Annotated in this window: 19 protein-coding genes; 3 read left to right on the plus strand and 16 right to left on the minus strand. The window is 68.1% G+C overall.

From position 1 onward, the window contains the following. Window positions 1-163 precede the first annotated feature (163 nt). The 3 genes from yihA (at window position 164) to VGD93_RS17135 (ending at window position 3,810) form a co-directional block, all read left to right on the plus strand. Window positions 164-811, plus strand: a complete 648-nt coding sequence (yihA, locus tag VGD93_RS17125) for a ribosome biogenesis GTP-binding protein YihA/YsxC (protein WP_395013379.1) — start codon at window positions 164-166, stop codon at window positions 809-811. 705 nt (window positions 812-1,516) lie between these two features. Continuing rightward, window positions 1,517-3,364: an ATP-dependent zinc metalloprotease FtsH gene (gene ftsH, locus VGD93_RS17130; RefSeq protein ID WP_395013380.1), complete on the plus strand. Its 1,848-nt coding sequence runs from the start codon at window positions 1,517-1,519 to the stop codon at window positions 3,362-3,364. 2 nt (window positions 3,365-3,366) lie between these two features. Further along, window positions 3,367-3,810: a DUF2267 domain-containing protein gene (locus VGD93_RS17135; protein ID WP_395013381.1), complete on the plus strand. Its 444-nt coding sequence runs from the start codon at window positions 3,367-3,369 to the stop codon at window positions 3,808-3,810. Here VGD93_RS17135 and VGD93_RS17140 read toward each other — a convergent pair. The 16 genes from VGD93_RS17140 to VGD93_RS17215 form a co-directional block, all read right to left on the minus strand. Then, window positions 3,807-5,060 (minus strand): MgtC/SapB family protein, encoded by a 1,254-nt coding sequence (locus tag VGD93_RS17140; protein ID WP_395013382.1) that lies wholly within the window; start codon window positions 5,058-5,060, stop codon window positions 3,807-3,809. The two genes, VGD93_RS17135 and VGD93_RS17140, sit on opposite strands and share 4 nt — an antisense overlap. A 51-nt stretch (window positions 5,061-5,111) precedes the next feature. Next, window positions 5,112-6,410 (minus strand): NAD(P)/FAD-dependent oxidoreductase, encoded by a 1,299-nt coding sequence (locus tag VGD93_RS17145; RefSeq protein ID WP_395013383.1) that lies wholly within the window; start codon window positions 6,408-6,410, stop codon window positions 5,112-5,114. Window positions 6,411-6,552: 142 nt separating this feature from the next. Then, window positions 6,553-7,260, minus strand: a complete 708-nt coding sequence (locus VGD93_RS17150) for a Crp/Fnr family transcriptional regulator (protein ID WP_395013384.1) — start codon at window positions 7,258-7,260, stop codon at window positions 6,553-6,555. Window positions 7,261-7,359: 99 nt separating this feature from the next. Continuing rightward, window positions 7,360-8,721 carry an oxygen-independent coproporphyrinogen III oxidase gene (hemN, locus tag VGD93_RS17155; protein WP_395013385.1) on the minus strand — a complete coding sequence of 454 codons (1,362 nt, stop codon included), beginning with the start codon at window positions 8,719-8,721 and terminating at the stop codon, window positions 7,360-7,362. A gap of 38 nt (window positions 8,722-8,759) precedes the next feature. Beyond that, window positions 8,760-8,918, minus strand: a complete 159-nt coding sequence (gene ccoS / locus VGD93_RS17160; protein WP_395013386.1) for a cbb3-type cytochrome oxidase assembly protein CcoS — start codon at window positions 8,916-8,918, stop codon at window positions 8,760-8,762. Continuing rightward, on the minus strand, window positions 8,915-11,170 hold the full coding sequence (locus VGD93_RS17165; protein ID WP_395013387.1) for a heavy metal translocating P-type ATPase: 2,256 nt from the start codon (window positions 11,168-11,170) through the stop codon (window positions 8,915-8,917). Before VGD93_RS17165 ends, ccoS begins: the two co-directional genes overlap by 4 nt. Next, entirely contained in the window at window positions 11,167-11,670 is a 504-nt protein-coding gene (locus VGD93_RS17170) for a FixH family protein (RefSeq protein WP_395013388.1), read from the minus strand. The genes VGD93_RS17165 and VGD93_RS17170 overlap by 4 nt, the downstream gene beginning before the upstream one ends. Continuing rightward, complete coding sequence (gene ccoG / locus VGD93_RS17175; RefSeq protein WP_395013389.1) at window positions 11,667-13,253, minus strand: cytochrome c oxidase accessory protein CcoG; 1,587 nt, start codon at window positions 13,251-13,253, stop codon at window positions 11,667-11,669. Before ccoG ends, VGD93_RS17170 begins: the two co-directional genes overlap by 4 nt. A gap of 61 nt (window positions 13,254-13,314) precedes the next feature. Then, window positions 13,315-14,178, minus strand: a complete 864-nt coding sequence (gene ccoP / locus VGD93_RS17180; RefSeq protein ID WP_395013390.1) for a cytochrome-c oxidase, cbb3-type subunit III — start codon at window positions 14,176-14,178, stop codon at window positions 13,315-13,317. After that, window positions 14,175-14,360, minus strand: coding sequence for a cbb3-type cytochrome oxidase subunit 3 (locus VGD93_RS17185; RefSeq protein WP_395013391.1), 186 nt, complete (start codon window positions 14,358-14,360; stop codon window positions 14,175-14,177). Before VGD93_RS17185 ends, ccoP begins: the two co-directional genes overlap by 4 nt. A gap of 13 nt (window positions 14,361-14,373) precedes the next feature. Continuing rightward, window positions 14,374-15,105, minus strand: a complete 732-nt coding sequence (gene ccoO, locus VGD93_RS17190; protein WP_395013392.1) for a cytochrome-c oxidase, cbb3-type subunit II — start codon at window positions 15,103-15,105, stop codon at window positions 14,374-14,376. Window positions 15,106-15,117: 12 nt separating this feature from the next. Beyond that, window positions 15,118-16,722, minus strand: a complete 1,605-nt coding sequence (gene ccoN / locus VGD93_RS17195) for a cytochrome-c oxidase, cbb3-type subunit I (protein WP_395013393.1) — start codon at window positions 16,720-16,722, stop codon at window positions 15,118-15,120. Between the two features lie 230 nt (window positions 16,723-16,952). Then, window positions 16,953-17,603: a helix-turn-helix domain-containing protein gene (locus VGD93_RS17200; protein WP_395013394.1), complete on the minus strand. Its 651-nt coding sequence runs from the start codon at window positions 17,601-17,603 to the stop codon at window positions 16,953-16,955. A 77-nt stretch (window positions 17,604-17,680) separates the two neighbouring features. Then, on the minus strand, window positions 17,681-17,953 hold the full coding sequence (locus VGD93_RS17205) for a hypothetical protein (protein ID WP_395013395.1): 273 nt from the start codon (window positions 17,951-17,953) through the stop codon (window positions 17,681-17,683). Between the two features lie 189 nt (window positions 17,954-18,142). Then, window positions 18,143-18,763: a response regulator FixJ gene (gene fixJ / locus VGD93_RS17210; RefSeq protein ID WP_395013396.1), complete on the minus strand. Its 621-nt coding sequence runs from the start codon at window positions 18,761-18,763 to the stop codon at window positions 18,143-18,145. Beyond that, on the minus strand, window positions 18,750-20,210 hold the full coding sequence (locus VGD93_RS17215; protein ID WP_395013397.1) for a PAS domain S-box protein: 1,461 nt from the start codon (window positions 20,208-20,210) through the stop codon (window positions 18,750-18,752). The genes fixJ and VGD93_RS17215 overlap by 14 nt, the downstream gene beginning before the upstream one ends. Between the last annotated feature and the right edge of the window lie 108 nt (window positions 20,211-20,318).

Raw genomic sequence — 20,318 nt, forward strand, 5'->3', positions numbered from 1 at the left:
GTGCGCGTCGGCGCCCTGGCCGGGGACGTGCGCAACTGGACCGCATTTTCTGCCGAGATCTTCCGTCGGGGCCTGGAAAAGCGCGCCTTCGGCTATCCGCTGTGACGCCGGCAGCGGTGCGGCCGGGCTTTTCTTCGGCCACCGGGGCCTCTAAGGAGAGGCCATGACCGACACCGCTCCTGCCCCCGAACGCGACACCGAAGCCGGCCGGCTGCTGTTCGCGCGCCCCTTCATCTTCGTCAAGGGCTGCGTGACGATCGCCGACTTGCCGCCGGCCGACCGCACCGAGGTCGCCTTCGCCGGCCGCTCAAATGTCGGCAAGTCGTCGCTGATCAACGCGCTCGTCGGCATGACGGGGCTGGCCCGCACCTCCAACACGCCGGGGCGCACGCAGGAGCTCAACATCTTCGAGGCGGCCGATGCGCCGCTCAGGATCGTCGACATGCCCGGCTACGGCTTCGCCCAGGCGCCCAAGGACAAGGTGGCGCAGTGGACGAAGCTTATCCACGCCTACCTTACCGGGCGGCCGAACCTGAGGCGCGTCTATGTCCTCGTCGACGGGCGGCACGGGCCCAGGGCCAACGACCTCACGGTGATGAACGAGCTCGACGCGGCCGCGGTCAGCTACCAGGTGGTGCTGACCAAGGCCGACAAGCCGTCGAAGGCCGAGCTCGACAAGGTGATCGGCGCGACGCAGGCGGCCATCGCCAAACGGCCGGCCGCGCATCCCGAGCTGATCGTCACCTCGAGCCAGACCCGCGCCGGCATGGAACAGCTCCGGGCCGAGATCGCAGCGCTGCTGGCCAGCTGACCAACACCGCGGCCGCCGCCCCGGCCCACAGGATATCGGTCTGCGATGGATGCCCCTCCCCCAAGCTCCCGCACGGAGCGGGTAGCGCGGCGCGCACGTTGCCGCAGTCGGGACCATCCCTCCCCCTTGTGGGGAGGGTGGCCCGGCGCAGCCGGGACGGGTGGGGGTCCTTCCGTGGTCAACTGCGCGGCCCACCGTCGTCCCTGACGGGCCGGCACCCTCCCCGCAAAGGGGAGGGAGAGGTCCGGTGGATGAGGAACGATCCCGACACGTCCCAGCCCCTCCCCGCTATTTGCCGCGTTATCCCCGGTCTCTCCAGCCGCCTTATGCTCCCCCCATTCCGCATACACGGACGGGACCGCGCGACGAACGGAGGCATGCGGGACAGCCGGGGCGGGGGCGTCGTCTCCCGTAGGCCCGCGGGCGCGGGGCAGGACAAGGGCGGACCCCATGAACTCGGGGATGGCCGGAGCCAAGCCCCAGAACCTGCCCGCCATTAAATCTCGGCGTCCCGGGGCGCCTCATACTAAAACTCCAGAGACGCCAGGCGCCGCGGGACCCCGTCCACCTTGCGAAAGGTGGGAAGATTTGGAGGAGTAACCGATGGGCTCAGGCCGAGGCGGGGCCTCGGGCTGCGCTTGACCGGGATCAAGCCGCCTCCGGGGCGCCGGCCTAGGATCGATCGAGCATCCCGGGCGAGGCGCAATGGACAAGAAGCAGCAATACAACCTGTGGTACGTCGTCGGTGCGCTCGTCCTGTTCGGGGCCTTCCAGCTGTGGGTCGGCTACCGCTCGGTGGCCGCGATCAGCTACACCGAGCTGCTCGGTTACCTCGAGGCCGGCAAGATCGCCGAGGTGTCGATCACGGAAACGATGATCGAGGGCCGCTTCAAGGCGACCGAGAACGGCTACGACTATTTCGCCACGCACAAGGTGGACCCGGCCCTGGTGGAAACCTTCCGCAGCGCCGGCGTCGACATCAAGGGCGGCAGCGATGCCAACTGGCTGACCACGCTGCTGTCGTGGATCCTGCCGATGCTGATCCTCGTTGGCTTCTGGTTCTTCGTCTTCCGCGGCATCGCCGAACGCGGCGGCGGCATCGGCGGCCTCACCGCGATCGGCAAGTCCAAGGCGAGGATCTATGTCGAGGCGCAGACCGGCGTGAGCTTTGCCGATGTCGCCGGCATCGACGAGGCCAAGGCCGAGCTCATGGAGATCGTTTCCTTCCTCAAGGACAAGGACAAATACGGCCGGCTGGGCGCGCGCATCCCCAAGGGCGTGCTGCTGGTCGGCCCGCCGGGCACCGGCAAGACGCTGCTGGCGCGCGCCGTCGCCGGCGAGGCCGGCGTGCCGTTCTTCTCCATTTCCGGTTCCGAATTCGTCGAGATGTTCGTCGGCGTCGGCGCGGCCCGCGTGCGCGACCTGTTCGAGCAGGCACGCAAATCGGCCCCCTGCATCATCTTCATCGACGAACTCGACGCCCTCGGCCGCGCCCGCTCGGCCTTCGGCAATTTCGGCGGCAACGACGAGAAGGAGCAGACGCTGAACCAGCTGCTCGCCGAACTCGACGGCTTCGACCCGCGCGTCGGCATCGTGCTGCTCGGGGCCACCAACCGGCCCGAAGTGCTCGATCCGGCGCTGCTGCGCTCGGGCCGCTTCGACCGCCAGATCGCGCTCGACCGCCCCGACCGCAAGGGGCGGGCCGCGATCCTTGCCGTGCACATGCGCCGGATCCGGCCGGCCGCGGGGGTCGACATCGACCACATCGCCGCCATCACCCCCGGCTTCACCGGCGCCGACCTCGCCAATCTGGTCAACGAGGCGGCGATCTTCGCCACGCGGCGCAACGCCGACTCGGTGTCGATGGACGATTTCACCGCCGCGGTCGAGCGCATCGTCGCCGGCGCCGAGCGGCGCAGCCGCCTGCTCACCCCCAGGGAGCGCCGGCGTGTCGCCTATCACGAACTCGGCCACGCGCTGGTCGCCGCCTCGATCCCGGGGAGCGACCCGATCCACAAGGTGTCCATCATCCCGCGCTCGATCGGCGCGCTCGGCTACACCATGCAGCGGCCCACCGAGGACCGCTACGTCATCACCGCCGGCGAGCTCACCGACCGCATGACCGTGCTGATGGGCGGGCGCGCCGCCGAGTTCGTGGTGTTCGGCGATTTCTCGACCGGCGCCGCCGACGACCTCGCCAAGGCCACCGACATCGCCCGCCAGTACGTCACCCGCTTCGGCATGGGCGACAGCACCGGCCAGGCCGTGCTGGAGCAGGTGCTGCAGCCCTATCTCGATACCGCCATCACCCCGACGCGGCGCGACTACGCCGAGGACACCGCGCGCGAGGTCGACCTCGCCGTGCGCGACCTGATCGCGCAGACATTCGAGCGGGCCAAGGCAATCCTGGGCGAGCGGCGCCCCGATCTCGAGGCGGGCGCGCAGCTGCTGCTCGACAAGGAGACGATCACGCCCGCCGACTTCCCGGCGATCGGCGGCCATCCGCCGGCCGGCGAAACCGCCGGGGGCGGCTCGCAACCATTGGAGGTGTAAGCATGTCGGATACCGGTATCGCCACCCTCGACGGGGCCACCAGCCAGGTGAATGTCTGGCTCAACGAGCTCGCCCAGGCGGCCCATCTCGACGGCAGGAACGATTCCTACCGCCTGCTGCGGGCGACGCTGCACGCGCTGCGCGACTGGCTCGGCGTCGACGAGGCCGCCGACCTGGGGGCACAACTGCCGACGCTGCTGCGCGGCATCTACTACGAGGGCTGGAACCCGTCGGCGACGCCGGCGCATCCGCGCTCCAAGGAGGATTTCGTCGCCCGGGTGCAACGCGCCTTTCCCGCCGATCCGCTGAAGAACCCGGACCTCGCCATCCGTGCCGTCTTCACCGTGCTCGACCGGCACGTCACCGCGGGGCAGATCGCCCAGGTGCGGCACGCGCTGCAGAAGCCGCTGCGCGAGTTGTGGCCCGGGGCGGGCGGCGCGCTTTAGCTCAGCCAGGCGCCGAGCCATGCCGCGGCGATGACGAAGACCAGGCCGGGCACCACCCTGAGGGCGAAGGCGGCCCCGCCGCTGACGGCGGCGAGCACGATCTTGCTCAGCGTGTTGGTGGACAGGGCGATGAGGATGGGCAGCACGGTTTCGGCCGGGGCCAGCTTACCGGTGGCGGCCAGGGTAGCGACGGCGATGGCGGAGGAATGGGTGTCCACGAGGCCGCCCAGCGCCGCCGCCGCGACCACGCCCGCCGCCCCGAAGCCGTTGCGCAGCACCGCCGCGCCGACGAGGATCACCGCCAGGCTGGCGGCAAAGAACAGCGCCGTGCGCAGGCTGAAAGCGCGGCCGGGCTGCGCTTCTGCGTCGGCGTCGTGGCGCAGCCGGACCGAGAAGATGGCGGCATACAGCGCCGCGGCGACGCCCGAGGCGGCAAGGGCGGGCGCCATCTGCTGCAACACGGCGAGGCTGGTGGCGGCCAGCACTAGCGCCATCTGGACGACCGTGGCAACGGTCGACAGGATGGCGCCGGCGACGGCCGGGCCCATCCCGGAGGCGGCCTTGCGGGCGCGGCTGCCCATGGCGCCGATGGTCGCGGTCGAGGAGATGAAGCCTGAAGCGAAGCCGGCGATGGGCAGGCCGAAACGCGCGCCGAAGACGCGCACGGCGACGTACCCGACGGCGCTGATGCCCATTACCAGCACGAGCACGGTCCAGATGCGGCGCGGATTGAGGGCGTCCAACGGATCGATGGCGCGATCGGGCAGGAAGGGCAGGACGATGAAGGTGGCGGCGGCGAAGATCAGCCCGTCGCGCAGTTCGGACTCCGTGAGCACCGTGCTGACGAAGCGGTGCAGCCAGGAGCGCGCCGCCAGCAGCACCGTCACGGCGACGCCGCCGGCGATCGCCAGCGTCGGCTGGCTGCTCGCCAGGCCGCCCAGCAGCACCGCGCTCACCAGGGCGATCTCGGTCGTCAGGCCAGGGTCGGCTTCGTGCTCGCTCCAGTAGGAAACCGCCACCAGTGCGGTGATCGCGAGCGTCGCCGCGATGAGCAGGGCGACGCCGCCCGCGGCCATGGCGACAGCCCCGGTCAGGCTGGCGATGGCGAACGTCCTCAGCCCGGCGACGGAGGCGCGCTGCTGCTCGGCCTTGCGCCGCTCGCGCTCGGTGCCGATGAGCAGCCCGATGCCGAGGGCGACGACGAAACTGAGGAACAGCGGATCGAGCGTAACCGGCAGCGTTGCCTCCATCGGACAGCCGCGGACAGGGCCAGGCGCGGCCGTCGCGAGATTCGGGTCAGCTTACTCCAGCTCGGCGTCGGTGGTGACCACCGCCTTGAGCTTGCCGATGCCCAGGGCCTGCAGCGCGAGCTTTTCGTAATAGGGCTCCGAGGTCCCCGACTTCATCTTGTGCAGGAAATATTTCTCGAACGCCACCTTGGCGGTATGCACCCACTTGCCCGAGCTCGACCAGTTGACGTTGCGCGGCGGAATCTGCGGCTGGGCCACGAAGGCGACGCCGGAATCGCCGAAATCGGCGAGGCAGACGGCGTTCCAGGTGGGGATGGCGTTGGGCGCCTTGCCCTCGAGCAGGCGAGCGATGTTCTGCGCCGTGGCGGTGACCATGGATTCGATCATGAAGCCGGTCTTGGGCACGCCGACGGGCACCGGCGTCTTGCCGACCGGCGGGATGGCGACGCAGACGCCGACCGAGAAGATCTCGGGAAAGGCGGGGTTGCGCTGGTACTTGTCAGCGAGGATGAAGCCCCGCGGATTGGTCAGCCCCTCGATGCCGCGCACCGCCTCGACGCCGCGGAAGGCGGGGATCATCATGGTGTAGACGGAGGCGATCTCGTGCACCTGCCTGACCGCGCCGTCCTCGGCGATCTCGGAGACCACGACCTTGTCGGCCTCGACCTTGTCGACCCGGGCATTGCAGATCCACTTGATGTGGTGCTCGCGCATCTCGCTTTCGAGCAGGCCCTTGGTGTCGCCGACGCCGTCGAGGCCGAGATGGCCGATATACGGCTCCGAGGTGACGAAGGTCATCGGCACCCGGTCGCGGACCCTGGCATCGCGCAGCGCCTTTTCGAGGATGAAGGCGAATTCGTAGGCCGGGCCGAAGCAGGACGCGCCCTGCACGGCCCCGACCACGACCGGGCCGGGGTTGCGCACGAGCGCGTCGAAGGCCGGCTTGGCCGCCAGTGCATGGTCGATGAAGCACACCGACTGCGAGTTGCGTGCGGGCCCGAAGCCCTCGATCTCATCGAAGGCGAGTTCGGGGCCGGTAGCGATGACGAGATAGTCGTACGCCACCGACTGGCCGTCATTGAGCTCGATGCGACGTTCGGCCGGATGCACCCGCCTGGCGCCCTCGGGATGCAGCGTGATGTTGCGCTTGCGGAACACCGGCTCGAGGTCGACGGTCACCTCGCCGCGGTCGCGCCAGCCGACAGCGACCCAGGGGTTGGAGGGAACGAAGGAATACTCCTTGCCCCGGGAGACGACGGCGACCGAGTGGGCCTCGCCCAGGCGGTCCTTGAGTTCGTAGGCCATGATGGTGCCGCCGAGCCCGGCTCCCAAGACGACGATTTGTGCCATTGTGCGTCCTCCACGCCAGAGCGTGTGCGTCTGGGCGATGCCGCCTGGCCCGGCGCTTCCGCAGCTAGAGATAGCAGCCGCGCGGCGACGGGATTTGACCTGCCGCAAATGCCGCGGCGCCGGCGCAGTGACCGTCGCCGCCCTAGAGCAGGCCGGGAAGCTGGCCGTCGCCGATCAGGAGCAGCTTGTGCGGGTCGCGCAGCAGCAGCTTCTGGCGTCCGCCCTCGACGAGGCCGGCGGCCTCCCAGGCGCTGAGGATGCGCGACACGGTGTGCAGCGTCGTCCCGGTCATTTCGGCGATGTCCTGCTTGGACAGCGGGAAATCGATGCGGATCCCATTGGGTTCCTTCTTGCCGGACTGGCTGCCGAGGCGGAGCACGGCGTGGGCGACGCGGCGCTCGACCTCCTGCGTCGCCAGTTCGCGCAGCCGCGCCTGCGCCTCCTGCAGGCGCCCGCCCATGGTCTGCATGGCGTTGATGGCAAGGGAGGGGTGCTCGTCCATGAAGGTGTTCCAGGCGGACATCGGCCAGGCCAGCGCCACGCTTTCAACCACCGCCGTCGCCGTCCCCGGATAGTCGGTGCGCAGCAGCGCCTTGGCAATGCCGAACAGGTCGCCGGGGTTGACGATGCGGATGACCACCTGCTGGCCCTCGGGGGTGACCTGCGTCACCCGCAGGCGCCCGTGCAGCAGGACGAAGAACTGTTCGGCCGCCTGGCCCTGCTCGAAGACCGGCTGCCCGGCAGGGTAGCGCTTGCTTACCGACGCGGCCAGGATGTCATCGAGTTCCTCGTCGCTCAGCTTCTGGAACAACGGCAGCCCCCTGACCAGGGCTCGGTTCACGGTGGTCACTGCGGTATCCTCGGACTCTTCGCACGCTCGGCAGGCGGAACTTGCCGCAAGCCTTGTCGCGCAAAAACGCTCCGGGGTCAAAAATGGAGTTACGCGGGGCTACACGGCGAGCGAGTAGCGGGCCCCTCCGACGCGCAGATAGCTGTCGAAGCCGGCGGCGATGGTGCGCACGAAGGGGCGCCCGCGCGGGCGTACGCGGAAGCTGTTGCCGACGATCTCGGTGAAGCCGTCGCTGTCGTTCATCACGGTCAGCTGCATTTCCCCCAGTACCGGGTTGGCATTCGCGCCAAAAAGCTCGCGCAGGCGCAGCAGCGACACCGAGAAGTCGCACATCAGCCGCTCGATCACGTAGGCACGCACGCGGTCCTCGGCGGTGAAGGCGACGCCCTTGGCGATGGTCGCCCCATCGGCCAGGACCCGGCGCTGGTACTCGGCGGTCGGCACGGTGTTCTGCACGTAGCCTTGCGGCAGCTGGCCGATGGCCGAGGCACCGAAGCCGATGAGCGCGTCGGGTTCGTCCACGGTGTAGCCCTGGAAATTGCGGTGCAGCGCGCCGCTGCGGGTGACGATTGCCATCTTGTCGTCGGGCTTGGCGAAATGGTCGAAGCCGATGGCGTCGTAGCCGGCCGCGACGATCTGCGCCGAGGCCGCGCGCGCCTGCGCGAAGCGGGCGTGGATATCGGGCAGGGCGGCCTCGTCGATCATGCGCTGATGCGTCTTCATCCACGGCACGTGGGCATAGCCGAACAGCGCCATGCGGTCGGGGTCGAGCGACAGCGTCTGCTCGATGGTGGCGGCGACGGTATCGAGCGTCTGGTGCGGCAGGCCGTAGAGCACGTCGAGATTGACCGAGCGCACGCCGCGCTCACGCATGGCGTCGACGACCGCCTTGGTCTGCTCGTAGGTCTGCAGGCGGTTGATGGCGACCTGCACCTCGTGGTTGAAATCCTGCACCCCGAGGCTGGCGCGCGTCACCCCGATCTCGGCGAGCGCGTCGTAGCGCGCCGGCTCCATGTCGTTGGGGTCCATTTCGATGCTGAATTCGGCATCGTCGGCGAAGGGGAAGCTCTCCCGCAGCAGCGCGTTGAGACGCCGCCAGTCGTCGGGCACCAGCATCGAGGGCGAGCCGCCGCCGAAATGCAGCGCCACGACCTTGCCCCGCCCCTCGAGCCGGGCGGCGACGGCGCTGATCTCGGCATGCAGCGCGACCAGGTACTTGGCGATGGGCTCGTAGCGTAGCACCTGCTTGGTGTGGCAGCCGCAGAACCAGCACAGCCGGTCGCAATAGGGCACGTGGAAGTAGAGCGACAGCCTCGTGCCCGGCGCGAGTTCCTCGAGCCAGCGCCAGTAGGTGGCGTTGTCGACGCCGTCGTGGAAGTGCGGCGCCGTGGGGTAGCTGGTGTAGCGGGGCACCGGCTTGGAGTAGCGTTCGACGAGTTCGGGGCTGTAGTCGAGGTCCATCTTTTTCACTTCCGCTTGTGTGCCGTCCCGGCGGGCCGTCAGCTGGGTCGCGGCTTGTCCTTGTCGTCGTCGAGAATGCGGTGGCCGGCGCCCTCGAGGTCTTCGTACTGGCCCGAACGCAGGGCCCACATGAAGGCGACCAGGGCGAGGATGCCCAGGCACACCGCCACAGGGATGAGCAGCAACAGTCCGCTCATGGCGAGACTCCGCTCGGTTGCAGCCCCACGGGCTCGATGGCGGCCGTCGCCCGGGCGCCACGCAGGCGCAGGCGCAGGGCGTTGACGACGACGACGATGGAGGAGCCCGACATGGCGATGGCGGCGATCAGCGGAGTGACGTGGCCGGTCACGGCGAGCGGCACGGCGATGAAGTTGTAGCCGATGGCGATGGCGATGTTCTGCCTGACGATGGCGGCGGCGCGCCGGGCCGTTCCGAGGACGAACGGGACGGCCGCCAGCTTTTCGCCGGTGAAGACGAAATCGGCGGCGCTACGGCCGATATCGGCCGCCGTGGACGGCGCCATGGAGACATGGGCGGCGCGCAGCGCCGGGGCGTCGTTGATGCCGTCGCCCACCATCATGACCCTGCCCCGCCGGTGGATGGCGGCCACCTTGTCCTCGGGCAGCAACCCCGCCTCGAAATCGGCGACGCCGAGCCGCGCCGCCAGCGCGGCGACGGTTTCGCGCCGGTCTCCCGACAGGATGCTGACCGGCAGGCCGGCCGTCTCCAGCGCGGCGATGGCCGCAGCGGCATCGGCGCGCGGCTCGTCGGCGAATTCGAAATAGCCCATGGGCTGGCCGTCCCGACTGATCCACACCTGCGACCCCTCGCCCTCGGGTCCGCCGGCAATGCCGTCCCAGCGCGCGTTGCCGAGGCGCCACACGGTGGTGCCGATGCGGCCCTCGATGCCGAAACCGGCCACTTCGGTCGTCTCGCCGGCAAAGGGCGGCGTCGCCGGAAGCGTTGCCGCCAGCGCCCGCGACAGCGGATGCGTGCTGCGGGCGGCGAGCGCCGCCGCGACCCGCATGGCTTCGTCGGAGTCGGTGCGGGACCGCACCAGCCGCGGCGTGCCGTAGGTCAGCGTGCCAGTCTTGTCGAAGGCGACGCCGTCGACCTGGGCGGCACGCTCGAGCGCCACCCCGTCCTTCATCAGCACGCCGCCCTCGAACAGCCGGCCGGCGGCGACGACGTGCACGATGGGCACCGCCAGCGCCAGCGCGCAGGGACAGGTGATGATGAGCACGGCGACGGCATTGAGGATGGCGGCATGCCAGTCGCCGCTGAGGACGCCCCAGCCGAGGAAGGTGAGGATGGCGAGGGTGTGCACGGCCGGGGCGTAGATCGCCGCGGCGCGGTCGGCGATGCGCCGGTAGGACGACTTGGCGCCCTCGGCCGCTTCCATCATGGCCGCCATGCGGGCGAGGAAGGATTCCTCCGACGGCTTGTCGCAGCGGATGGTCAGCGTGCCCGAGAGATTGTTGGCGCCCGCCATCAGCGTGCTGCCGGGCCCCACCTGCAGGGGCCGGGTCTCGCCGGTGACGATGGCATAGTCGAGTTCGCTCGCACCGCTGAGGACGGTGGCGTCCACCGGGACGCGCTCCCCGGCCTTGAGCTCGAGCTCCATTCCGGGCGCAATGTCGTTGAGCGCCACGTATTCGCGGCGTCCGTCCGCCAGCACCTGGACGGCGCCGCGCGGGGCGAGCCGGGCGAGGTTGGTCACGGCGCTGCGGGCGCGTTCGCGCATCAGGTGGTCGAGGGTGCGCCCGATGAGCAGGAAGAACAGCAGCGTCGTCGAAGCGTCAAAATAGGCGTGCTCGCCCGAGCGCAGCGTCTCGAACAGGCTCAGCAGCGCGGCGAGGACGACGCCGATCGAGATCGGCACGTCCATGTTGGTCCGGCCAACGCGCAGGGCCCGCCACGCCGAGCGGAAGAAGGGCCGCCCGGCATAGGCGATGGCCGGCACGGCGATCAGTGCCGAGATCCAGTGGAACAGGTCGCGCGTCGCGCCCTCCGCCCCCGACCATACGGAGACGGAGAACAGCATGATGTTGCCGGCGGCGAAGCCGGCGACGGCGAGCGCCTTGACCAATTCGCGCAGTACCGGGTCGCCGTCGCTCTCCGCCTCGGGATCAACGACGTGGGTGTGATAGCCGCTCGCCACGATCGCCGGCGCGATCTCGGCCACGCTGCCACGCGCCGGGTCGAACACGACGCGGACGCGGCGCCGGGACAGGTTGACGCGGGCGCTCTGCACCTGCGGCATGGCGTCAAGCGCCGTCTCGATGCTGCGGATGCAGGACGCGCAGTGCGCATCGGGCACGGCGAACTCGAGCTGCCGCGTGCCGTCGCCGAGCTTGCGGCTCAGCGCCAGCAACGCCTCCTCGTCGGTCTCGATGCCGCTCAAGTCCTGGACCGCGAAACTTTCGGCCCCTGGGGCACAGCAGGTCATGGGTTGGCCGCCTCCACGGCGAAGCGATGCTGATAATGGAACGGCCCGGCCCCTGTCGTCTCCGCGCCGATTGTCGCGTCCCACACGCCCTCGCCCAGAACCAGCGCGGCCTCATAGGTGCCGCGGCGGACCGGTTGCAGGGTGAGGATGACCTCGTCTTTCGTACCGACCGGCCGGTTGACCTGCAGCGTCACGGGGCCGAGATCGACCGGCCGCCCGCCGGCATCTGCGATGACGAAGCGGACGGTACCGGGCACATAACTGAAATGCGGCATCCAGCCGAGGGCATGCTGCGCCGCCATGGCGTCATGGCGGGCCTGGAACTCCTGGCTCGCCACGTAGGAATTGGGCACCACGAGGCCGCTCCACGTGGTGGCGGCATAGACCGCCAGCAGCACGTTGACCGAGATGACGACGCCGAAGAAACCGATCATCACCAGCAGCATGTGCCGGCCGGTGAAGGGTCGCCCCGTGGCGGTGGGCTGGATTTGCGCGGTCATCTTCCGGGGGCCTCGAACTTGGCGTCTGCCTCGGCGCGGACGCTGCCGTCGCGGCTCGCCGCGACCATCTTGAAGGCGCTGTGCGGCGCGGCCAGGTCCGCGGGGTCGGCGCGCACGTAGAGGCGCAGCGGCAGCACCTTGTCGGGCTCGAGTTCGACAGCGAGAGACGCGGTGGGCGCGGCGTCGCTGCCGGCGAGCGTCATGGTGGCGCCAGGCAGGCCCTCGAGTGTCAACGTCACCGTGCGCGGCTCCGGCGTCATGTTGAGGATCTTGACGTCGTAGCCGTTGCGCACCGTGCCGTCCTGCAATTGCACGTAGAGCGGATTGCGGTCGTGCAGCACATTGAGCGCCAGCGGCGAGCGCAGCGCCAGAACCGTCAGCATGGCGAGGCCGATGCCGGCCCAGATGGCGAAATAGACGAGCGTGCGCGGCCGCACGATCGAGCGCCAGGTGGTATGCCGCAGGGCCCCGGAGAGCTTGGCGGTCGCCCGGTCACGCACACGGGCGGGATCGATGACGCCGGAGCCGCCGCTGGCGATAGCCATGTTGGCGTTGTAGTCGGCGAGGGTTGCGTACGAAATGAGCCCCTTGTCGCGTCCGAGCCGGGTCATCACGTCGTCGCAGGCGTCGATGCACAGGGCGCAGGTAATGCATTCCAGCTGCTGGCCGTCGCGGATGTCGATGCCCATGGGGCAGACGACGACGCAGGCGTTGCAGTCGACGCAGTCGCCCACCGCCTTGCCTTCGGCCATCGCCTTCTTGGTGTGGCGGGAACGCGGCTCGCCGCGCCAGTCGTTGTAGGTGACGGTGAGCGAGTTCTCGTCCAGCATCGCCGCCTGGATGCGCGGCCAGGGGCACATGTAGGTGCACACCTGCTCGCGCATCAGCCCACCGAATGTGTAGGTGGTGGCCGTGAGCAGCGCGATGGTGGCGTAGGCGACGACGGGGGCCTGCAGCGAGACGACATCGGCAAGCAGCGTCGGCGCATCGGCGAAATAGAAGATCCAGGCGCCGCCGGTGAGGACACCGATGACCAGCCAGATGGCGTGCTTGCTGACGCGCTTGACGAGCTTTTCGGCCGTCCACGGCCCGGCGTCGAGTTTCATGCGGGCGTTGCGGTCGCCCTCGATGGCGCGCTCCACCCACAGGAACAGGTCGACCCACACCGTCTGCGGGCAGGTATAGCCGCACCAGGCCCGGCCCACCGTCGAAGTGATGAGGAACAGGCCGATGCCGGCCATCACCAGCATGCCGGCGACGTAATAGAATTCCTGCGGCCAGATCTCGATGAAGAAGAAATAGAAGCGCCGGTTGGCGAGATCGACGAGCACCGCCTGGTCGGGCGCGAACGGGCCGCGATCCCAGCGCAGCCACGGGGTGACGTAATAGATGCCCAGGGTGAGCCACATCACCAGCCACTTGAACCGGCGGAAACTGCCGCTGGTGCGCCTGGGAAAGATCTTCTTTCGCGGCGCGTACAACGGCTGGCGCAGCCGGGGGGCGTTGACGGGCTCGACCTCGAAGCGGTCGGTCTCGGGTGCGTCGGCGCCAGGGGCCGGGCGAGCTGACTCCTCGATGCTCATCGGCACCCCCCGTTGCGTTTCCTGCGCTGCCCCCCTCCCGGCATGTTGGTGGTGGAAAGCATTACTGGCCGCCGCCGAGTCCGTGCACGTAGACGGCGAGCTGCTTGATGGCAGCGTCGCCCAGCTTGCCCGACCAGGCCGGCATCATGCCGTGACGAGGCGCATGAATCTGGGCGGTGATCGCCGCGAGGCTGTTGCCGTAGAGCCAGATGGGGTCCGCCAGCGACGGCCCGCCCAGTTCGGCCAGCCCCTGACCGGCCTCGCCGTGGCACGATGCGCAATTGTCGGCGTAAAGCTGCGCCCCCTCGGGCGTCGCCTCCCCGCCGGGGATGCCGGACAGCGAGGCCACTTGCCGTGCCACCACGTCGATCTCGTCCTTGGACAGCAGCGCGTCGGCACCGAAATTGGGCATGACGTTGTAGTGGGTCTCCGGATCCGTCGAGCGCGCCCCATGCGCGATGGTCGTGTAGATCTGCTCGACGCTGCCACCCCAGATCCACTCGTCGTCGTTGAGATTGGGATAGCCGGCCGCACCTTCGGCGCCGCTGCCGTGGCACTGCGAGCAGTAGACCTTGAAGGTCGATCTGCCGCCGGCACGGGCAAAGCGGGCAAGGGCATCATCGGCGATGATGTCGGCCAGCGGCCGCGTCTCGATCTGCGCCAGCAGATCACCCTGTGCGGCCCTGGCGGAAGCGAGGCTCTCGTCGAGATTGGCACGACTGGAATAGCCGAGCACACCCCCGGTCGCCGTGGAGATCAGCGGCCAGGCGGGGTAGGCGATGGTGTAGCCGAGCGCGAAGACGATGCTGCCGTAGAAGGTCCACAGCCACCAGCGCGGCAGCGGGTTGTTGAGCTCCTTGATGCCGTCCCATTCGTGGCCGGTGGTCTCGACGCCGCTGAGTTCGTCAATGGGCTTGTCGCTCATGGCCGGTCATCCTCCCGGGCGGGTTCGTTGTCACGCAGCGGGATCATCGCGGCGTGGGCAGCGTGTTCCCTTGCCCCGGGGCGCAGCAGGAAGATCGCCACGGCGAGGAAGATCGCAAACATGTAGATCAGCCCCCAGGTGTCGGCGAAGTGTCGAAGCGTGTCGTAGAGTGCCGTTTCCATCGGTCGAACCCATTCAGCGATAGTTGGCCTGCCCGTCGTAGGTCGAGAAATCGACCAGCGTCCCGAGCATCTGCAGATACGCGACCATGGCGTCCATCTCCGTCAGCCGCGCGGCGTTGCCGTCGAAATTGTCGACGCGCACGTTCTGGTAGCGCTCGATCAGCCCGGCGCTGTCGGCGTCCGGATTCGCCTGCGCGATCATGTCGAGCTGGGCGTTCTGGATCATCTCCTGCGTATAGGGCACGCCGACCGCCACGTTGGCCGACAGGTGCCCGGCGATCGTCGACGGATCGAGCTCCGTGGCGGCGAGGAAGCCGTAGCTGGGCATGATCGATTCCGGCACCAGCGCGCGCGGGTTGGTCAGGTGCTCGACGTGCCACTCGTTCGAGTAGCGGTCACCGACGCGGGCGAGGTCTGGTCCCGTCCGCTTGGAGCCCCACTGGAAGGGATGATCGTACATCGATTCCGCCGCCAGCGAGTAATGGCCGTAGCGTTCCACCTCGTCGCGGAACGGCCGGATCATCTGGCTGTGGCAGGTATAGCAGCCCTCGCGGATGTAGATGTTCCGGCCCGCCAGCTCGAGCGGCGTGTAGGGACGCACGCCGTCCACGTCCTCGATGGTGTTCTGCAGGTAGAACAGCGGTGCCACCTCGACGATGCCGCCGATGCTGACCACGATCAGGGTGAGGACGAGCAGCAGCGAGGCGTTGCGCTCGATGATGCCGTGTTTGTCGATAAGGGCCATGGGGCGCAACTCCTATTGGGCCGGCTGGAGCTGGACCGCCGCGACGAGCGGGCGTTCGTCGCGGACCTTGCCCGCGATCGTCATCCAGATGTTGTAGGCCATTACCAGGCCGCCAACGAGGTAAAGCGTGCCGCCGAAGACACGGGCGATGTAGTAGGGGTGCAGCGCAGCCACCGTCTCCGCGAAGGAGTAGACCAGGAAGCCCTGCTCGTCGTATTCGCGCCACATCAGGCCCTGGGTGATGCCGGAGACCCACATCACCGAGGCGTAGATGACGATACCGAGGGTCGCCAGCCAGAAGTGCCAGTTGACCATGCGCAGCGAGTAGAGCTGCGCGCGGTTCCACAGCCGCGGCACCATGAAATAGATCGCGCCGAAGGAAATCATGCCGACCCAGCCGAGCGCGCCCGAGTGCACGTGGCCGATGGTCCAGTCGGTATAGTGGCTGAGGCCGTTGACCGACTTGATCGACATGACCGGGCCCTCGAAGGTCGACATGCCGTAGAAGGCGACGGCCATGACCATCATGCGGATGATCGGATCGGTCCGCATCTTGTCCCAGGCGCCGCGCAGCGTCATCAGCCCGTTGATCATGCCGCCCCAGGAGGGCATCCACAGCATGATCGAGAACACCATGCCGAGCGTCTGCGCCCAGTCGGGCAGGGCGGTGTAGTGCAGGTGGTGCGGGCCGGCCCAGATGTAGAGGAAGATCAGCGCCCAGAAGTGGATGATCGACAGCCGGTAGGAGTAGACCGGGCGTTCGGCCTGCTTGGGCATGTAGTAGTACATCATGCCGAGGAACCCGGCGGTGAGGAAGAAACCGACGGCGTTGTGGCCGTACCACCACTGGGTCAATGCATCCTGCACGCCCGCGAACAGCGAGTAGCTCTTGGCGTCCAGCAGGGAGACCGGCATGCTGAGATTGTTGACGACGTGCAGCATGGCGATCGTCACGATGAAGGCCAGGTAGAACCAGTTGGCCACGTAGATGTGCGGTTCCTTGCGCTTGACGATGGTGCCCAGGAACAGCACGAGGTAGGCGACCCACACCACGGTCAGCCACAGGTCCACGTACCATTCGGGTTCGGCATATTCGCGTGCTTCGGTGATGCCGAGCAGGTAGCCCGTGGCCGCCATCACGATGAATAGCTGGTAGCCCCAGAAGACGAACCAGGCGAGGTTGTCATTGAGCAGGCGCGCCCGCGACGTCCGCTGCACCACGTAGAAGCTGGTGGTCAGCAGCGCCGTGCCGCCGAAGGCGAAGATCACCGCCGAAGTGTGCAATGGCCGCATGCGGCCAAAATTGAACCACGGAGCCCAGTTGAGATCGGGCCAGGCCAGTTGCGAGGCGACAATGACCCCGACGAGGAAACCGACGACGCCCCAGAAGACGGTGAGGATGGAGCCGATGCGGATCGGCGCGTCCATGTAGCCCGAACGGTCGTCCTCCGCACTTGCCGGCTGCGGCAGGCGCATGACGGCCAGCGTTGCAAGCGCCAGCACGACCGTCAGGATGCCCATGTGCGTCTGGAAGCTCGGATCGCGCGACAGCCCGGCCGCGACAAGCGCCAGGAATGCGCCTGCCCCAAGCGCAATTATCCAACCTGGATACCTCAAGTTTCTACCCCTTTGTGCATGCGGACCAAGCCCCGCGGCAAGCTAGAGAGAAGCCGCCCGACCACCTTTGACCCAGGTCAAGGCCAAGCCCGGCACGACCGGGCGCGGCATCCGCCCCGGCCGATTCGCTGGCGCGATCGCCCAGTTGACTGACGCTCAATCGGCGCCCCGGCGGCAATGCCACCATCCCGCGCCCGGCGCCGGTGCGGCCGGCTTCATGGTGCCACCCGTCACTCGCACAGATCCTCGAGTGCGGCGAAATCGAGCACCTCGATCTGCTTGGTGCTGGGCAGGCGAATGATCCGGGCGTCCTTCAGTTTGCGCAGGATGCGCGAGACCGTCTCGAAGGTCAGGCCGAGATAGTCGGCGATATCGCTGCGCTGCATCGGCAGGTCGATGATGCGTCCCGCTTCCTGCCGTTCGGCCAGGTCGATGAAGAAGGCGGCCATGCGCTCCTGCGCATTTTGCCGCCCGAGCACGAGCAAATGCTCCTGCGCCCGGATCAGGCTGCGCAGCGCGAGCGGCAGCAGGTTGTCGGCGAGGTGGTCGTCGCCGGCCGGCCTGAGGGCGCGGATGCCGGCGCGATCGATGCTTTCGGCATAGAAGTGGTGCTCGCTGCCAGCCTCGAACCCGAAGACTTCGCCGGCGAAATGGAAGGCGCTGATCTGGCGGCGTCCGTCCGCGGTCAACCGGTAGATGCGCACGGCGCCGAATTCGACGAGATAGAGGGGGCCGGCCGCGTCGCCCTGCGCATAGATGATGGCGTTGGGGTCATACAGGGTGACCGCGCTGGGGCGGGCGTGGGCGAGCAGGGCCGGCAGCTCCGGATGCAGCGGGTGCGGCTGGCTGGAGGCGTTGCGCAGATTGGTCTGGATGAGCATGGCGGATCCCTCTCTGATGGCTAGAGGATTGCCGCGCCCCCTGCGCATTTGAAATTCCGGTCGCCCTCTTAGGGGAATTACTTAGTACGCATACGCCCTTCCCCCGCCAGGATGCGCCGCACCGAATTGGCAATGGCGCCACCCATGACCGGCTTCTCCACCAGGTCGTGCACGATACCGGAAAGCCACTCGATCGGCGTGCTCGAGACAAGGATGATGGGGGCTGCGTGCGTGCAGAACTCTATGACCTGCTCGCGCGGCCCCGTCAGCGCCTGGTGGTCGAGCACGATGCAATCGTAGCGCGCGCCGGCGGCCGGGTTGGCGTAGTCGAGGCGTGATCGCGAACTCACTTCGAACCCTTCCGCATCCAGTACAAATTCCAGAGATCTGCGCATATCAAGCTGTGGTGCGACGACGAGGATACGACCCCGGGTCATGGAAGACTTCTCCGAACGAGCGGGCCCGAACCGGCGTCATCACAGACCACGGCCGCCAACACTGCCTTGTCCTAGATCAAGTCCGGCCGGGCACCCGCGCGGCTACGGGGCGCCGCCGTCCAGAGCCAGCACCATGCGCACCAGTTCCGGCAGGCTCCTGGCCTGCATCTTGCCCATCAGGCCGGCGCGATAGACCTCGACCGTGCGCGGACTGATGCCGAGCTCGAAGGCGATGGTCTTGTTGGGCAGCCCGGCAACGACCCCCTTCAGCACCTGTCGCTCGCGTTCGCTCAGCGAATCGAGGCGCTCACGCACGGCGTCCAGGGCCGCCTCGTTCCGGATCTGGGTCTTGGCCTGGTCGACGGCGCGGCGGATGGACGCGATCAGTACGTCCTCGGCGAAGGGCTTCTCGATGAAATCGAGCGCACCGTTCTTCATTGCCTCAACGGCCATCTGCACGTCGCCGTGACCGGTGATGACGATCGCCGGCAGCAGGGCATCGACGGCCCGCAGGCGGCGCAGCAGCTCCACGCCGTCGATGTCCGGCATCCGCAGGTCGGTAATCAGGCAGCCATTGCGCACTGTTGCAGCGACGTCGAGAAATGCCGTCGCCGACTCATGGGTGCGGACGGCAAAGCCGGAGCTGGCCAGCAGGAAGGCCAGCGAGTTGCGCACGGCCTCTTCGTCGTCGACGATATGCACGACAATATCAATGGTGCTCAATTGCAGCCTCGGTCAATATTGGCAACGTGAACCTGAAGGTTGCACCGCCATCGGCATTGCGCGAGACCCCGATCTCGCCGCCATGCGCCTCGATGATGCGCTTGGAGATCGCCAGCCCGATGCCCATGCCGTGCGATTTCGACGTGGTGAAGGGCTGGAACAGCCGGGCCGCGATTTCGTCGGATATGCCCGGTCCGGTGTCCGCGACCTCGACCACGACCTCGTCGCCGCCCGGAGCGATGCGGACGACGAGCTTGCGCTTGGCACTGTCATGCATGGCCTCGACCGCGTTGCGCATGAGGTTGATCAGCACCTGCTGGATCTGCACCCGGTCGGCGATGACCTTGCTGTTGCCGGCGCCGAACTCGAAGACCGGCCTGATGGCGCGCTCACGCGTCCCAACCAGCGCCAGCGCCGCGGCTTCTTCCACTAGCGCCCGCAGGTCCTCGGGGCGCCTCTCGGTTTCGCCGCGGGTGACGAACTCGCGCAGATGGCGGATGATGTCGCCGGCGCGCAGGGCCTGCTTGGCCGTCTCGTCGAGGGCGCCCCGGACGCGCTGGACGTTGTCGTCCTCGATGGGGCTGAGCAGGCGGCTGCAGCCCTGCACGTAGTTGGCGATGGCCGACAGCGGCTGGTTGAGTTCATGGGCCAGGGTGGAGGCCATTTCGCCCAGTTCGTTGAGGCGGGCGAGGCGCGCCAGTTCGGCCTGCACCTCCTCGAGCCGCTCCGCCGATTCCTGGCGTTCGGTAAGATCACGGATGAAGCCGGTGAAATACATGGTGCCCGTGGACTGCATTTCGGCCACGGCCAGCGTCATCGGGAACGTGGAGCCGTCCTTGCGCTCGCCGAGCACCACCCGGTCGGTGCCGATGATGCGCCGCTCGCCGGTGGTCATGTACCGCTCGAGATAGCCGTCATGCTGCTCGCGGTACGGCGACGGCATCAGCATCCTGACATTGTTGCCTACCGCTTCATGGGCGGCGTAGCCGAATTGCCGTTCCGCCGCCGCGTTGAAGGAAACGATGGTGCCGTCCGTCTCGATCACCACGGTCGCGTCGGGCACCGCGTTGAGGATGGATTGCAGGTGCGACTCGCGGCGCTGCAGGGCTTCGGCCGTGCGATGCGATTCGAGCCGGGCCTGCTGGAACGAGCCGCCCAGCCAGGAAATGGTCACGCCGGTGCCGATGAACATGCCCAGGTGCACGAGCAGCGGTAGCCCGCTTTCGGAGTTGATGAAGAAAAAGACGAGCGGGGACGAGATCAGCGTCATGACCAGCGCCGGGACCAGCCCCCCGAGCATGGCGGCAATCAGGATCGCGGGCGTGAAAATGAGGCCCACGACTGAATTGTAGAGGACGTCGTTCAGTCCCAGCCGCAACAGAAAGGCCGCCAGAATCGCCAGCCCGGCGACGCCGTAGGGAATCAGCCTCCGTTGAACTTCTGTCACGCTCTGTCCTTCTTGCGCCGCCGGAGGTGCCGCTACCTCGCAACAGGTGATCGCGCCGGCCATCGGGCGCACCCCGACACCGCTGTCCGATCAAGACGAAAAGGCGCC

This window comes from Devosia sp., assembly GCF_036406155.1.
Classification (GTDB): domain Bacteria; phylum Pseudomonadota; class Alphaproteobacteria; order Rhizobiales; family Devosiaceae; genus Devosia_A.

Bases quoted from the DNA above. Each gene is read 5' to 3' on its own strand.
- VGD93_RS17135 (WP_395013381.1), top strand. From the start codon at position 3,367: ATGTCGGATACCGGTATCGCCACCCTCGACGGGGCCACCAGCCAGGTG.
- VGD93_RS17200 (WP_395013394.1), bottom strand. From the start codon at position 17,603: ATGCTCATCCAGACCAATCTGCGCAACGCCTCCAGCCAGCCGCACCCG.
- ccoP (WP_395013390.1), bottom strand. From the start codon at position 14,178: ATGAGCGACAAGCCCATTGACGAACTCAGCGGCGTCGAGACCACCGGC.
- VGD93_RS17140 (WP_395013382.1), bottom strand. From the start codon at position 5,060: ATGGAGGCAACGCTGCCGGTTACGCTCGATCCGCTGTTCCTCAGTTTC.
- VGD93_RS17145 (WP_395013383.1), bottom strand. From the start codon at position 6,410: ATGGCACAAATCGTCGTCTTGGGAGCCGGGCTCGGCGGCACCATCATG.
- VGD93_RS17185 (WP_395013391.1), bottom strand. From the start codon at position 14,360: ATGGAAACGGCACTCTACGACACGCTTCGACACTTCGCCGACACCTGG.
- ccoO (WP_395013392.1), bottom strand. From the start codon at position 15,105: ATGGCCCTTATCGACAAACACGGCATCATCGAGCGCAACGCCTCGCTG.
- VGD93_RS17170 (WP_395013388.1), bottom strand. From the start codon at position 11,670: ATGACCGCGCAAATCCAGCCCACCGCCACGGGGCGACCCTTCACCGGC.
- ftsH (WP_395013380.1), top strand. From the start codon at position 1,517: ATGGACAAGAAGCAGCAATACAACCTGTGGTACGTCGTCGGTGCGCTC.
- ccoG (WP_395013389.1), bottom strand. From the start codon at position 13,253: ATGAGCATCGAGGAGTCAGCTCGCCCGGCCCCTGGCGCCGACGCACCC.
- hemN (WP_395013385.1), bottom strand. From the start codon at position 8,721: ATGGACCTCGACTACAGCCCCGAACTCGTCGAACGCTACTCCAAGCCG.
- VGD93_RS17165 (WP_395013387.1), bottom strand. From the start codon at position 11,170: ATGACCTGCTGTGCCCCAGGGGCCGAAAGTTTCGCGGTCCAGGACTTG.
- yihA (WP_395013379.1), top strand. From the start codon at position 164: ATGACCGACACCGCTCCTGCCCCCGAACGCGACACCGAAGCCGGCCGG.
- ccoS (WP_395013386.1), bottom strand. From the start codon at position 8,918: ATGAGCGGACTGTTGCTGCTCATCCCTGTGGCGGTGTGCCTGGGCATC.